Genomic DNA, 13,661 nt, shown 5'->3' with positions numbered 1-13,661 from the left:
GGCGCCGGGGACGGACATTTCAGAGTTGTGAGGGGGGCGACGGGCGATGCACGGCCTATGGACGAACGATCCGACGCGGCGGAGCCGCCGACGGCGACCCTGGCGTACGGCCGCGCGCAGACGCGGTCACCACGCCGGCCACCACAGCCATCACCAGCGCCGGCACAGCGGCCGCAGGAGGCACGCGCACCGGGATCGCCGGGACCCGGGAGCGGCGCGGACCGGGAGGCCCCGGTGAGCGCGCCGCCCTCGCTGACGACCGCCCTCGACGCAGCCGTGCGCGCACCGCACCCCCAGCAGGCGCCGCCGCCCCGCCGGCCGGCCGCCCGTGAGGGCACCCGCACGCGGGAACAGCTCGTCCTCGCCCTCGTCTGCGCGGCCTACGCCGTCGGGGCCGCTTTCGACTGGGGCACGGACGAACTGGCACTGATCATGGGCGACTTCGGGTTGAGCGCCGCGGCCGGCGCCGCCGCCGTGTCCTGCTTCGCGTACGCCCGCAGCCCGCGCGTCCGCTTCCGCTCGGCGTGGCTGCTGTTCGCCCTGTCCTCGACGATGGCGTCCCTCGGCAACGCCGTCTGGGGGTGGTACGAGGTCGTCCTCGGGCGGCCCGTGCCCAGCCCCAGCTACGCCGACCTGTTCTTCCTGTGCTTCGCGCCGCCCGCCATCGTCGGCCTGCTGGTGCTCGCCAAACGGCCGGTGACCAAGGCCGGCTGGATGTGTCTGGCGCTGGACGCCTGGCTGATCGGCGGCTCGCTGCTCACGCTGTCGTGGAGCCTGGCGCTCGCCCAGGCGGCCCGGTTCGACGGACCGAGCGTGGCGCACACCGCGCTGTCGCTGGCGTACCCGCTGATGGACATCGCGCTGGTCAGCATGGTGCTCGCGCTGCACTTCCGCCGCAGCCCGGGCAACCGCACGGCGGTGAACACGGCGATCGGCGCGCTCGCGCTGACCGTGATGTGCGACGCGCTGTTCACCTCGCCGCTGCTGCACAGCAGTTACCACTCCGGGCAGCTGCTGGACGCCGGCTGGTTCTCCGGTTCGCTGCTGCTCGCCTACGCGCCCTGGGCGGCACCCCGCCGCAAGGGCGCACAGGAGGCGCATGTACCGGACGGGCACACGCGCGTGGTCCACGAGCACCTGCCCGGACAGCGCGGCACCGGCCCCCACCGTGTGCCCGTGCCCACCCCGGGGGGTGATCACAGCCGGTATCCGGCCGGGCGGCCGCTCACCGGCTCCCTCGCCGCCCTCACGCCGTACCTCGCCGCCGCCGTGTGCACCCTGGGCATCCTGTACAACGTCCTCAACGGGCGCCGGCCCGACCATGTCGTGCTGATCACCGCGGGCGCCGTGGTGCTCGCGCTCGTCATCCGGCAGGGCATCATGCTGCTGGACAACATCACCCTCACCCAGGAACTGGCGCAGAAGGAGAACCACTTCCGCTCCCTGGTGCAGGGCTCCAGCGACGTGATCATGATCGCCGCGCCCAACGGCGTCCTGCGGTACGTCTCCCCGGCCGCCGCCGGGGTCTACGGCCGCCCCGCCGAGGAGCTGGTGGGCACCGAGCTGGCCGCCCTCATCCACCCGGAGGACCTGGGCTGCGTGGTGCACGAGGTGCGCCGCTTCCTCGCCGCCAGCCCGCTGGAGGAACCCACCACCCGGATCGAGTGCCGCTTCCGGTCCGGCGGTGGCGGCTGGCTCAACGTGGAGTCGACCGTCAACCGCCACCACGGCGGCCTGATCTTCAACAGCCGGGACGTGACCGAGCGGGTCCGCCTGCAGGCGCAGCTGCAGCACAACGCCGAGCACGACCCGCTCACCGACCTGCCCAACCGCGCCCTGTTCACCAAGCGGGTCCAGCAGGCCCTGTCCGGCCGCCGCGCCACCGACCGGGGCGCCGCCCAGCGCGGTACGGCAGTGCTCTTCATCGACCTCGACGGCTTCAAGGCCGTCAACGACACGATCGGGCACCAGGCCGGGGACGAGCTGCTCGTCCAGGCCGCCCGCAGACTCCAGGACGCGGTGCGGCACGGCGACACCGCGTCCCGGCTGGGCGGCGACGAGTTCGCGGCCCTGATCGTCGGGGACGGCACCCGGGAGCGTGCCGCCCGGGAACGGAACATCCTGGAGCTCGCCGACCGCCTCAGGGTGACCCTCTCCCAGCCGTACGCCATCGAAGGGCGGGACGTCCGGGTCAACGCCTCCATCGGCGTCGCCTTCGCCGAACCGGGCCTCGGCGCGGGCGAGCTGCTGCGCAACGCCGACCTCGCGATGTACCGCGCCAAGGCGGCCGGAAAGGGCCGGGTGGAGCTGTACAGACCGCAGATGCAGCAGGACGTCGTACGCAAGGCGGAGCTGGCGACCCGGCTGCGCGCCGCGCTGCACGACGGCGAGTTCGCGCTGCTGCACCAGCCGGTGGTCTGCCTCGACGACGGCCGGATCACGGCGGTCTCGGCCCAGGCGCGCTGGCGCTCCTCGCAGGGGGTGCTGTTCACCCCGGCGGAGTTCCTGCGGATGGCCGAGGACGGCGACAAGACCGCCGAGCTGGACCGCTGGATCCTGCGGGAGGCCGTCGAGCAGGCCGCCGAGCGGGCGGCGAGCGGGACCGTCGTACCGGTGGCGGTGCGGTCCAGCACCCGGCGGCTGCTGGACCGCTCGATGCCGCTCGGCTCCGTGGAGGCACTGCTGACCCGGCACGGGCTGCCGCCCGGCGCGCTGGTGCTGGAGCTGTCCGACACCGATCCGCGAGTCTGCCTGGACGAGCTGGAGCGTCGGCTGACCGCGCTCAGCCGGCTCGGGGTGCGGATCGCGCTGGACGGCTTCGGCACCGGCCACGCGACCATCACCGCCCTCAGAAGGCTCCCCGTGGACATCCTGAAACTCGACCGCAGTCTGGTCGAGGGCGTCGTGGAGTCCGCGCGGCTGCACAAGATCACCAGCGGTCTGCTGCGGATCGCCGCCGATCTCGGACTGCAGTCCGTGGCCGAGGGCGTGGACCTGCCGGAGCAGGCCGTCGCGCTGCGCGCGATGGGCTGCACCCACGGGCAGGGGACGGCGTTCGCGGGCCCGCTGGACGAGTACCGGCTGCGCCGTGCGCTCGGAGCCGGCCACTACCCGGTACCGCACCCGTCGGCCGAGCCGGCGTTCGCGGGGAGCGTGAGCGAGCCGAAGGGGCGCTCGGGGGTGTACACAGGGGGTGTCACGGCTGTACTCGGAGGCGGCGGTGCCCATCGTTCACATTCTGAGACTCCCGTCCCACCTACTTGACATGTGGTGCGCGTCGGGGGGAGGGTCAGTGCCATGCGCACCCGAATTCTCGTACTTGGACAGCGCGTCGGCTGAGCTGGGACCCACCGGAGGACGTTCCGGAATTCCCAGCGACCTCACCGGCGCGCTCCCCTCGCTTGCCTTGCGGCACGAGGGGTTTTTTGTTGCACGAGTGCCGTTCGTGCAGCGCTTGAACTCCGCACAAACCTCGCAAAAACCCTCAGCATCGAGAAGAGAATGCCGATGACCGAGCAGGCCACCGGGGCCCATCCGCAGCCGCGGCCCCGATCCGGAGGACAGCAGTCCGCCCCCGTCGAGCACGTCACGGGTGCGCAGTCCCTCATCCGCTCCCTCGAGGAGGTCGGCGCTGACACGGTATTCGGCATTCCCGGCGGCGCGATCCTGCCGGCCTACGACCCCCTGATGGACTCCACGCGGGTGCGCCACGTGCTGGTCCGCCACGAGCAGGGCGCCGGCCACGCGGCCACCGGCTACGCCCAGGCCACCGGCAAGGTCGGCGTCTGCATGGCCACTTCGGGGCCGGGCGCCACGAACCTGGTCACGCCGATCGCCGACGCCCACATGGACTCCGTGCCGCTGGTCGCGATCACCGGCCAGGTGGCGTCCTCGTCCATCGGCACGGACGCCTTCCAGGAGGCGGACATCGTCGGCATCACCATGCCGATCACCAAGCACAACTTCCTCGTCACCAAGGCCGAGGACATCCCGCGGGTCATCGCGCAGGCCTTCCACATCGCCTCCACCGGCCGCCCGGGCCCGGTCCTGGTCGACATCTCCAAGGACGCCCTCCAGGCGAAGACGACCTTCTCCTGGCCGCCCACCATGGACCTGCCCGGCTACCGCCCGGTGACCAAGCCGCACGCCAAGCAGATCCGCGAGGCGGCCAAGCTGATCACCTCCGCCAAGCGGCCCGTCCTCTACGTCGGCGGCGGCGTCCTCAAGGCGCAGGCCACCGCCGAGCTGAAGGTCCTCGCCGAACTCACCGGAGCGCCCGTCACCACCACCCTGATGGCGCTCGGCGCGTTCCCCGACAGCCACCCGCTGCACGTGGGAATGCCGGGCATGCACGGTGCGGTCACCGCCGTCACCGCGCTGCAGAAGGCCGACCTGATCGTCGCCCTCGGAGCCCGCTTCGACGACCGCGTCACGGGCAAGCTGGACAGCTTCGCCCCGTACGCCAAGATCGTCCACGCCGACATCGACCCGGCCGAGATCGGCAAGAACCGTGCCGCGGACGTGCCGATCGTCGGTGACGCCCGCGAGGTCATCGCCGACCTGGTCCAGGCCGTGCAGAAGGAGCACAGCGAGGGTCACAAGGGCGACTACACCGCCTGGTGGAGCGACCTCAACCGGTGGCGCGAGACCTACCCGCTCGGCTACGACCAGCCCGAGGACGGCTCGCTGTCCCCGCAGCAGGTGATCGAGCGCATCGGGCAGCTGGCCCCGGAGGGCACGATCTTCGCGGCGGGCGTCGGCCAGCACCAGATGTGGTCCGCGCACTTCATCCAGTACGAGAAGCCCGCCACCTGGCTGAACTCCGGCGGCGCCGGAACGATGGGCTACGCGGTCCCGGCCGCGATGGGCGCCAAGGCCGGCCGGGCGGACCGGACGGTCTGGGCGATCGACGGCGACGGCTGCTTCCAGATGACCAATCAGGAACTGACCACCTGCGCCCTGAACAACATCCCGATCAAGGTCGCCATCATCAACAACGGCGCCCTCGGCATGGTCCGCCAGTGGCAGACCCTCTTCTACAACCAGCGCTACTCCAACACCGTGCTGCACTCCGGGCCCGACGACATCAACCCGGAGGCCAAGGGCACGCGCGTGCCGGACTTCGTGAAGCTGTCCGAGGCGATGGGCTGCGTGGGCCTGCGCTGCGAGCGCCCGGAGGACCTGGACAAGGTCATCCAGGAGGCCAACTCCATCAACGACCGCCCGGTCGTCGTCGACTTCATCGTCCACGAGGACGCGATGGTGTGGCCGATGGTCGCCGCCGGCACCTCCAACGACGAGATCATGGCCGCCCGGGACGTCCGCCCCGACTTCGGCGACAACGAAGACGACTGAGCGAGAGAGACGTAAAAAGACCATGTCCAAGCACACGCTCTCCGTCCTGGTGGAGAACACGCCGGGCATCCTCGCCCGGATCGCCGCCCTGTTCTCGCGGCGCGGCTTCAACATCGACTCGCTCGCGGTCGGCGTCACCGAGCACCCCGACATCTCCCGCATCACCATCGTGGTGGGTGTCGAGGACCTGCCGCTGGAGCAGGTGACCAAGCAGCTCAACAAGCTCGTCAACGTGCTGAAGATCGTCGAGCTGGAGCCCGGTCAGGCCGTGCAGCGCGAACTCGTCCTGGTGAAGGTCCGTGCCGACAACGAGACCCGCTCGCAGATCGTGGAGATCGTCCAGCTGTTCCGCGCCAAGACCGTCGACGTCTCCCCGGAGGCCGTCACCATCGAGGCAACCGGATCCAGCGAGAAGCTGTCCGCCATGTTGAAGATGCTGGAGCCGTTCGGCATCAAGGAACTGGTCCAGTCGGGCACGATCGCGATCGGCCGCGGCGCCCGTTCGATCACGGACCGTTCGCTGCGCGCGCTCGACCGATCTGCGTAAGGCTGAAAACGGGCGGTCGGCGCGTCGTCGCCCGCCCGTATGCCGAGACCCCCAAACTTCCTTCCCACCCACCGTCATACGGTGGGACGCACCATCTGCACACCAAGGAGAGAACCCAAAGTGGCCGAGCTGTTCTACGACGCTGACGCCGACCTGTCCATCATCCAGGGCCGCAAGGTCGCGGTCATCGGCTACGGCAGCCAGGGCCACGCCCACGCGCTGTCGCTGCGTGACTCCGGCGTCGACGTGCGTGTCGGTCTGCACGAGGGCTCCAGGTCCAAGGCCAAGGCCGAGGAGCAGGGACTGCGCGTGGTGACGCCGGCGGAGGCCGCCGCCGAGGCCGACGTCATCATGATCCTCGTCCCGGACCCGATCCAGGCCCAGGTCTACGAGGAGTCCATCGCGCCGAACCTGAAGGACGGCGACGCGCTGTTCTTCGGCCACGGCTTCAACATCCGCTTCGGCTTCATCAAGCCCCCGGCCGGCGTCGACGTCTGCATGGTCGCTCCGAAGGGCCCGGGCCACCTGGTGCGCCGTCAGTACGAGGAGGGCCGCGGAGTTCCGTGCATCGCGGCCGTGGAGCAGGACGCCTCCGGCGGCGCCTTCGCGCTGGCCCTGTCGTACGCGAAGGGCATCGGCGGGACCCGCGCCGGCGTCATCAAGACCACCTTCACCGAGGAGACCGAGACCGACCTGTTCGGTGAGCAGGCCGTCCTGTGCGGTGGTACGGCCGCGCTGGTCAAGGCGGGCTTCGAGACGCTGACCGAGGCGGGCTACCAGCCGGAGATCGCCTACTTCGAGTGCCTGCACGAGCTGAAGCTGATCGTGGACCTCATGTACGAGGGCGGCCTGGAGAAGATGCGCTGGTCGATCTCCGAGACCGCCGAGTGGGGCGACTACGTCACCGGCCCGCGCATCATCACCGACGCCACCAAGGCCGAGATGAAGAAGGTCCTCGCCGAGATCCAGGACGGCTCCTTCGCCCAGCAGTGGATGGACGAGTACCACGGGGGCCTGAAGCGGTACAGCGAGTACAAGCGGCAGGACTCCGAGCACCTGCTGGAGACCACCGGCAAGCAGCTGCGCAAGCTGATGAGCTGGGTGAACGAGGAGGCGTAAGCCTCACGTCAGGGGGTCGGGGCAGTCTGCTCCGGCCCCCTTTCGGCCACCCCGGACGGCGCCGGACCAAGAGCGACCCCGAGCGTTGTCCACCCCGTCCAGCCCCGGACGGGTGATACTTCCGCAGCGGCGCAGAACGACGACCGCGGCGCAACTAGACTGCTGCACAACATACGCGTCAGGCCCACAGCGTCGTGCGTCTTCCGCGGCTAGCCCCCCTCCTCCGCCTGCGGCCGTCGGGACGGCCGTCCGCATGCTCTGGACTTGTGAGGACCTCACGTGAGCTCGAAACCCGTCGTACTCATCGCTGAAGAGCTGTCGCCCGCGACCGTGGACGCACTCGGCCCGGACTTCGAGATCCGGCACTGCAACGGAGCGGACCGAGCCGAACTGCTCCCCGCCATCGCCGACGTCGACGCGATCCTGATCCGTTCCGCCACCAAGGTCGACGCCGAGGCCATCGCCGCGGCGCGGAAGCTCAAGGTCGTCGCCCGTGCCGGTGTCGGCCTTGACAACGTCGACGTCTCCGCCGCCACCAAGGCCGGCGTGATGGTCGTCAACGCCCCGACCTCCAACATCGTGACCGCCGCCGAGCTGGCCTGCGGTCTGATCCTGTCCACCGCGCGCAACATCCCGCAGGCCAACGCCGCGCTGAAGAACGGCGAGTGGAAGCGCAGCAAGTACACGGGCGTCGAGCTGGCCGAGAAGACCCTCGGTGTCGTCGGCCTCGGCCGCATCGGCGCCCTGGTCGCCCAGCGCATGTCCGCCTTCGGCATGAAGGTCGTCGCCTACGACCCCTATGTGCAGCCCGCGCGCGCCGCCCAGATGGGTGTGAAGGTTCTTTCCCTGGACGAGCTGCTGGAGGTCTCCGACTTCATCACCGTCCACCTGCCCAAGACCCCCGAGACGCTCGGCCTGATCGGCGACGAGGCGCTGCGCAAGGTCAAGCCGAGCGTGCGCATCGTCAACGCCGCGCGCGGCGGCATCGTCGACGAGGCGGCGCTGTACGCGGCGCTGAAGGAGGGCCGGGTCGCCGGCGCCGGCCTCGACGTGTACGCCAAGGAGCCCTGCACCGACTCGCCGCTGTTCGAGCTGGACCAGGTCGTGTGCACCCCGCACCTCGGCGCCTCCACCGACGAGGCCCAGGAGAAGGCGGGCATCGCGGTCGCCAGGTCCGTGCGCCTCGCCCTCGCCGGCGAGCTGGTGCCGGACGCGGTGAACGTCCAGGGCGGTGTCATCGCCGAGGACGTCAAGCCGGGTCTGCCGCTCGCCGAGCGCCTCGGCCGGATCTTCACCGCGCTCGCCGGTGAGGTCGCGGTCCGCCTCGACGTCGAGGTCTACGGCGAGATCACCCAGCACGACGTGAAGGTGCTCGAGCTGTCCGCGCTCAAGGGCGTCTTCGAGGACGTCGTCGACGAGACGGTGTCCTACGTCAACGCGCCGCTGTTCGCCCAGGAGCGTGGTGTCGAGGTGCGGCTGACCACCAGCTCCGAGTCGAGCGAGCACCGCAACGTCGTCACCGTGCGCGGCACGCTCGCCGACGGCGAGGAGGTGTCGGTCTCCGGCACCCTGGCCGGCCCGAAGCACCTGCAGAAGATCGTCGCGGTCGGCGACTACGACGTCGACCTCGCCCTCGCCGACCACATGGTCGTGCTGCGCTACGAGGACCGTCCCGGTGTCGTCGGCACCGTCGGCCGCATCCTCGGCGAGGCGGGCATCAACATCGCCGGCATGCAGGTCGCGCGCGCGGCGGCCGGGGGGGAGGCGCTGGCCGTCCTCACGGTCGACGACACGGTGTCCTCCGGCGTGCTCGGTGAGGTCGCCTCGGAGATCGGCGCGACATCGGCCCGCTCCGTCAACCTCGTCTGAGACACCCTGCAAGAACGCCGGGCGGGCCGACCTTCGTCGGCCCGCCCGGCGTCGTGTGTGCCCTACTTCTCCTCCATCTCGACCGTCCGCAGGCCGACCGCCGCACCCACCGCCGCCAGGGCCAGCAGCACCGCCCCGGCGATCGCCGCGCCGTGCATCCCGGTGGTGAGCGCCTCCCGGGCCGTGGCGAGCAGGGACTCACCGGCCGGGCCGGGCAGGTGCGCGGCCGCGGCGAGGGCGTCGCCCAGGGTCTCGCGGGCCCCGGCCGGTGCGGTGGCCGGCATCTCGTGCCGGTAGATCGCCGTACCGATGGAGCCGAGGGCCGCCATGCCGAGCGCACCGCCGAACTCGGCGCTGGTCTCCAGCAGGGAGGAGGACGAGCGGCTGGAACAGGTGCGCAAGCTCCTCGCCGAGGCGCAGAAGGAGGGTCGGGCCGGACTCGCCGCCTTGTTCAGCGGCGTCCCCGAGGCGGACCTGGACCATGAGGCGGTCGAGACCGAGGGCCGCCTCTATCAGACGCTGCTGAACGGCCTCATGGTCCAGTGGCTCTTCGACCCGGACTCGGCGACCACCGCGGAGCAGTTGACGCAGGGGCTGCGGCGGGTGCTCGAGGGAGCCGGGCGGAACTGAGCCGCGCGCGGCACCAGGCGCTGGGTGATGCCCGAGGCGCCGCCCCTACAGCCGGGCCCGCTTCAGGGCCATGTGCAGCAGGAGCCGGTCCTCGCCGTCGTCCAGGTCCAGGCCGGTCAGCTGCTCCACGCGGGACAGGCGGTAGTACAGGGTCTGGCGGTGGATGCCGAGTTCGGCGGCGGTGCGGCCGGCCTGGCCCGCGCAGTCGAGGAAGACCTCGGCGGTGCGCGCCAGGTCGCGGTGTGCGGGGGTCAGGAGCGGGCCGACCACGGGATCGTGCGCGGCCTGCGGCGGCAGCGCGGTCAGCAGCCGGTACGGTCCGATGCGCGCCCACTCCGCGACCGGCCCGAACCGCGGCTCGGCCAGCGCGGCGCGCGTCGCGGCGGCGGCCTCCTGCCAGACCGTCCCCAGCTCGGCGAGCCCCACCCGGGGCTTGCCGACTCCGGCGGCACACCCGGCGCCCGGGGCCTGCCGGGCCGCCGTCGCTCCGCCGAGTCCCGCCGCGGCCACCCGGGTCCCGGCCCCGCGCGCGGCACCTTCCCGCACGCTCCCCGGGACCCCGCGAGCCCCCTCGGCCTCCTTCAGCAGCCGCGTGGCCGCCGCCAGCGCGGGCGTGCTCACGTCCGTGGCCCGCAGGCGCACGAGCAGCGCGAGGCTCTGCGCCGACGCTCCCCAGGGCAGTGTGCACAGCGCCGCGGCGTGCGGGATCGTACGGGCGGCGGGGGCGTCGTCCGGGTCGGCCGACGGCCAGGGAGCCACGCACACCAGGGTGACGGGACCGTCGGCGCGGGTGCCGAGCGCGGTGCGGAGTTCGGCCACCGCCATGTCCTGCCGCCAGCCGCGCTCGGCGGTGAGCACGGCCCGCAGCTCCCGGCTCAGCCCCGCCCCGGCCTCCGCCTCGTCCGCGAGCAGTGCGCCGATCCGGTCGGCCACCACCATCGCGGCGGTGAGCTGGGCGTCCGTCGGCCCGGGGTCGCCGTCCAGCAGCCAGACGTAACCGAGGACGACGCCCCGATGGCGTACCGGGAGGCAGATCCGGCCGCGGTAGACCCCGGCCTTCGGGCTCGGCGGGATCCGCACCGGGCCGGTCGCCCGGGTGATGCCGAAGCCCTCGAACCACGCGCGCACGGTCGCGGTGGAGCGCCGGGTCAGGATCGAACGGGTGCGCACCGGGTCCAGCTCGGAGGGATCCAGTTCGTCGTCGCTGTCGTACGCGCCGAAGGCGATCAGCTCGAAGTCGCGGTTCTCCAGGGTCGCCGGGACCCCCAGCAGCTCCGAGATCTCGTCGACCAGCTCCTGGTAGTCGCCCTTGAAGGCCTTGAAGTCCGCCGCCACACGGGCATTCTCCCTCATTCCCCGGCGACCTTCATACATCTGTCTGAGATCCCGTGCACGGATGCGTGACAGCTGTCGATGGCCCAGGATCGGAGAGATCCTTAGGTTTCACGGTGGTTCTCCGTGCCGTACCCGAAGCGTCGGGTATTGGCTCATTTGATGCTTGCCTGTGGAGGTGCCCCGTGCTGGGTCCCGTGATTCTCGCCGCGTCGCGCAGCGACCGGATGCGACGCCTGGTCTCGGCGGCCCCGGTGACCAAGCAGGTCGTCGACCGCTTCATCCCCGGTGAGACCGTCGACGACATCGTGCCGATCATCAAGGACCTCACGGCCAAGGGGCTGGAGCTGACGATGGACGTCGTCGGCGAGGACATCACCACCCCCGAGCAGGCCACCGCCGCCCGTGACGCCTACCTGGCGCTGATCGGCCACCTCGAGAAGCTGCAGCTCGGCGAGAAGGTCGAGATGTCCGTCAAGCTGTCCATGTTCGGCCAGGCGCTCCCCGGCGGCCACGAACTGGCGCTCGCCAACGTCCGCCCGGTCGTGGAGGCCGCTGCCGCCATCGGAACGACCGTGACGCTGGACGCCGAGGACCACACCACCCTCGACTCGATGTTCGCCATCCACGAGGAGCTGCGGAAGGACTTCCCGAAGACGGGCTGTGTCATCCAGGCCTACCTCTTCCGCACCGAGGCCGACGCCCGCCGGCTCGCCGCCGCCGGCAGCCGCGTCCGCCTGGTGAAGGGCGCCTACAAGGAGCCCACCGAGGTCGCCTACCAGCAGAAGCACGAGATCGACAAGGCGTACGTGCGTATCCTGCGGATCCTGATGGAGGGCGAGGGATACCCGATGATCGGGTCCCACGACCCGCGCCTCATCGCCATCGCCCAGGAGCTGGCCCACCGGGCCGGCCGCAAGCTCGACGAGTACGAGTTCCAGATGCTGTACGGCATCCGTGGCGAGGAGCACCTGCGGCTCGCCGCCGAGGGCCACCGCATGCGCGTCTACACCGCCTACGGCACCGACTGGTACGGCTACTTCATGCGCAGGCTCGCGGAGAAGCCGGCGAACCTGCGCTTCTTCCTCCGCTCCATGGTCAGCAAGGGCTGAGCCAGCCAACACCCGCTCACGTACAAGGAGTTACGGATCTCATGGACGCTGTGACCCAGGTCCCCACCCCGGTCAACGAGCCGGTGCACGGCTACGCCCCCGGTTCGCCCGAGCGCGCCCGGCTCGAGGCCAGGCTCAAGGAGCTGGCCGAGAACCCGATCGACCTGCCGATGACCATCGGCGGCGAGAAGCGGATGGGCGGCGGCGAGCCGTTCCAGGTGGTCCAGCCGCACAACCACAAGGCCGTCATCGGCACCGGCCGCCACGCCACCCAGGAGGACGCCCGGGACGCCATCGGCGCGGCGCTCGCCGCCGCGCCGGCCTGGCGCGCGATGTCCTTCGACGACCGTGCCGCGATCATCCTGCGCGCCGCCGAGCTGCTCGCCGGCCCCTGGCGCGAGACGCTCGCCGCCTCCACCATGCTCGGCCAGTCCAAGACCGCCCAGCAGGCGGAGATCGACACCCCCTGTGAGCTGGTGGACTTCTGGCGCTTCAACGTCCACTACGCCCGCCAGATCCTCGCCGAGCAGCCGCCGGCGAACTCCCCGGGCGTGTGGAACCGGCTCGACCACCGCCCGCTGGAGGGCTTCGTCTACGCGATCACGCCGTTCAACTTCTCGGCGATCGCGGGCAACCTGCCCACCGCCCCGGCCCTCATGGGCAACGTGGTCGTGTGGAAGCCGTCCCCGACGCAGACCCACGCCGCCGTCCTGCTGATGCAGCTGCTGGAGGAGGCCGGTCTCCCCAAGGGCGTCATCAATCTGGTCACCGGCGACGGCATCGAGGTCTCCAAGGTCGCCCTGGAGCACCGTGACCTCGCGGGCATCCACTTCACCGGTTCGACCAGGACCTTCCAGTACCTGTGGAAGACGGTCGGCAACAACATCGAGAAGTACCGCTCCTACCCGAGGCTCGTCGGCGAGACCGGCGGCAAGGACTTCCTGGTGGCCCACCCCTCGGCCGACCGCGCCGTGCTGAAGACCGCCCTGACCCGCGGCGCCTTCGAGTACCAGGGCCAGAAGTGCAGTGCGACCTCCCGGGCGTACATCCCGGCGTCGATCTGGAACAGCGGCTTCAAGGAGGAGTTCGCGGCCGAGGTCGACCACCTCACCATGGGTGACGTCACCGACCTGTCGAACTTCATCGGCGCCGTGATCGACGACCGGGCGTTCGCCAAGAACAAGGCAGCGATCGACCGCGCCAAGTCCGACCCGGCCTGCGAGATCGTCGCGGGCGGCAGCTACGACGACTCGGTCGGCTACTTCGTCCGCCCGACGGTGATCGTCTCCACCGACCCGGAGAACGAGATCTTCCGCACCGAGTACTTCGGCCCGGTCCTCGGCGTGTACGTCTACGAGGACGACAAGTACGACGAGATGCTGACCCAGATGGAGTCGGTGTCCGACTACGCGCTCACCGGTTCGGTCGTCGCCAACGACCGCGCCGCGGCGGCGTACACGATGGAGAAGCTGCGCTACGCGGCCGGCAACTTCTACATCAACGACAAGTCGACCGGCGCCGTCGTCGGCCAGCAGCCCTTCGGCGGCGGTCGCGCCTCCGGCACCAACGACAAGGCCGGCGCCCCGCAGAACCTGCTGCGCTGGACCCTGACCCGTGCCATCAAGGAGACCCTGGTCCCGCCGACCGACTACTCCTACCCGCACATGGGCTGATCGCGGCCCTCCCCGAGCACGGGC

Annotated in this window: 9 protein-coding genes and 1 pseudogene; 8 read left to right on the top strand and 2 right to left on the bottom strand. The window is 71.0% G+C overall.

What is annotated here, in order from left to right; translation table 11 throughout:
* The first annotated feature begins 234 nt into the window (after positions 1-234).
* From AC5WRT_RS05625 to serA, 5 genes are all read left to right on the top strand, one after another.
* Positions 235-3,264, top strand: a complete 3,030-nt coding sequence (locus tag AC5WRT_RS05625; RefSeq protein WP_496099989.1) for a putative bifunctional diguanylate cyclase/phosphodiesterase — start codon at positions 235-237, stop codon at positions 3,262-3,264.
* Between the two features lie 243 nt (positions 3,265-3,507).
* Positions 3,508-5,355, top strand: a complete 1,848-nt coding sequence (locus tag AC5WRT_RS05620) for an acetolactate synthase large subunit (protein WP_496096060.1) — start codon at positions 3,508-3,510, stop codon at positions 5,353-5,355.
* Between the two features lie 22 nt (positions 5,356-5,377).
* Positions 5,378-5,902, top strand: coding sequence for an acetolactate synthase small subunit (ilvN, locus tag AC5WRT_RS05615; RefSeq protein ID WP_055708145.1), 525 nt, complete (start codon positions 5,378-5,380; stop codon positions 5,900-5,902).
* A gap of 120 nt (positions 5,903-6,022) precedes the next feature.
* The gene (gene ilvC / locus AC5WRT_RS05610) at positions 6,023-7,021 is read left to right on the top strand and encodes a ketol-acid reductoisomerase (RefSeq protein WP_496096059.1); all 999 of its coding nucleotides are present in this window, start codon (positions 6,023-6,025) and stop codon (positions 7,019-7,021) included.
* A 279-nt stretch (positions 7,022-7,300) separates the two neighbouring features.
* Positions 7,301-8,890 carry a phosphoglycerate dehydrogenase gene (gene serA / locus AC5WRT_RS05605; RefSeq protein WP_496096058.1) on the top strand — a complete coding sequence of 530 codons (1,590 nt, stop codon included), beginning with the start codon at positions 7,301-7,303 and terminating at the stop codon, positions 8,888-8,890.
* 62 nt (positions 8,891-8,952) lie between these two features.
* On the opposite strand, the pseudogene AC5WRT_RS05600 reads toward serA, so the two are convergent.
* Positions 8,953-9,270: pseudogene (locus AC5WRT_RS05600) on the bottom strand (MFS transporter); the annotation flags it as partial.
* On the opposite strand from AC5WRT_RS05600, the gene AC5WRT_RS05595 reads away from it, so the two are divergent.
* On the top strand, positions 9,218-9,520 hold the full coding sequence (locus AC5WRT_RS05595) for a hypothetical protein (RefSeq protein ID WP_496096131.1): 303 nt from the start codon (positions 9,218-9,220) through the stop codon (positions 9,518-9,520). The pseudogene AC5WRT_RS05600 and the gene AC5WRT_RS05595 sit on opposite strands and share 53 nt — an antisense overlap.
* A 45-nt stretch (positions 9,521-9,565) precedes the next feature.
* Here the strand turns inward: AC5WRT_RS05595 and AC5WRT_RS05590 are convergent, their stop codons facing one another.
* Positions 9,566-10,873 carry a PucR family transcriptional regulator gene (locus AC5WRT_RS05590; RefSeq protein ID WP_496096057.1) on the bottom strand — a complete coding sequence of 436 codons (1,308 nt, stop codon included), beginning with the start codon at positions 10,871-10,873 and terminating at the stop codon, positions 9,566-9,568.
* A gap of 164 nt (positions 10,874-11,037) precedes the next feature.
* Between AC5WRT_RS05590 and AC5WRT_RS05585 the strand changes: the two genes are divergently transcribed.
* The gene (locus AC5WRT_RS05585) at positions 11,038-11,964 is read left to right on the top strand and encodes a proline dehydrogenase family protein (protein ID WP_496099988.1); all 927 of its coding nucleotides are present in this window, start codon (positions 11,038-11,040) and stop codon (positions 11,962-11,964) included.
* 41 nt (positions 11,965-12,005) lie between these two features.
* Positions 12,006-13,637 carry an L-glutamate gamma-semialdehyde dehydrogenase gene (gene pruA / locus AC5WRT_RS05580; RefSeq protein ID WP_496096055.1) on the top strand — a complete coding sequence of 544 codons (1,632 nt, stop codon included), beginning with the start codon at positions 12,006-12,008 and terminating at the stop codon, positions 13,635-13,637.
* Positions 13,638-13,661: the final 24 nt, after the last annotated feature.

The organism is Streptomyces sp. NTD91 (assembly GCF_059510455.1).
This window is presented reverse-complemented; position numbering and strand designations above follow the sequence as displayed.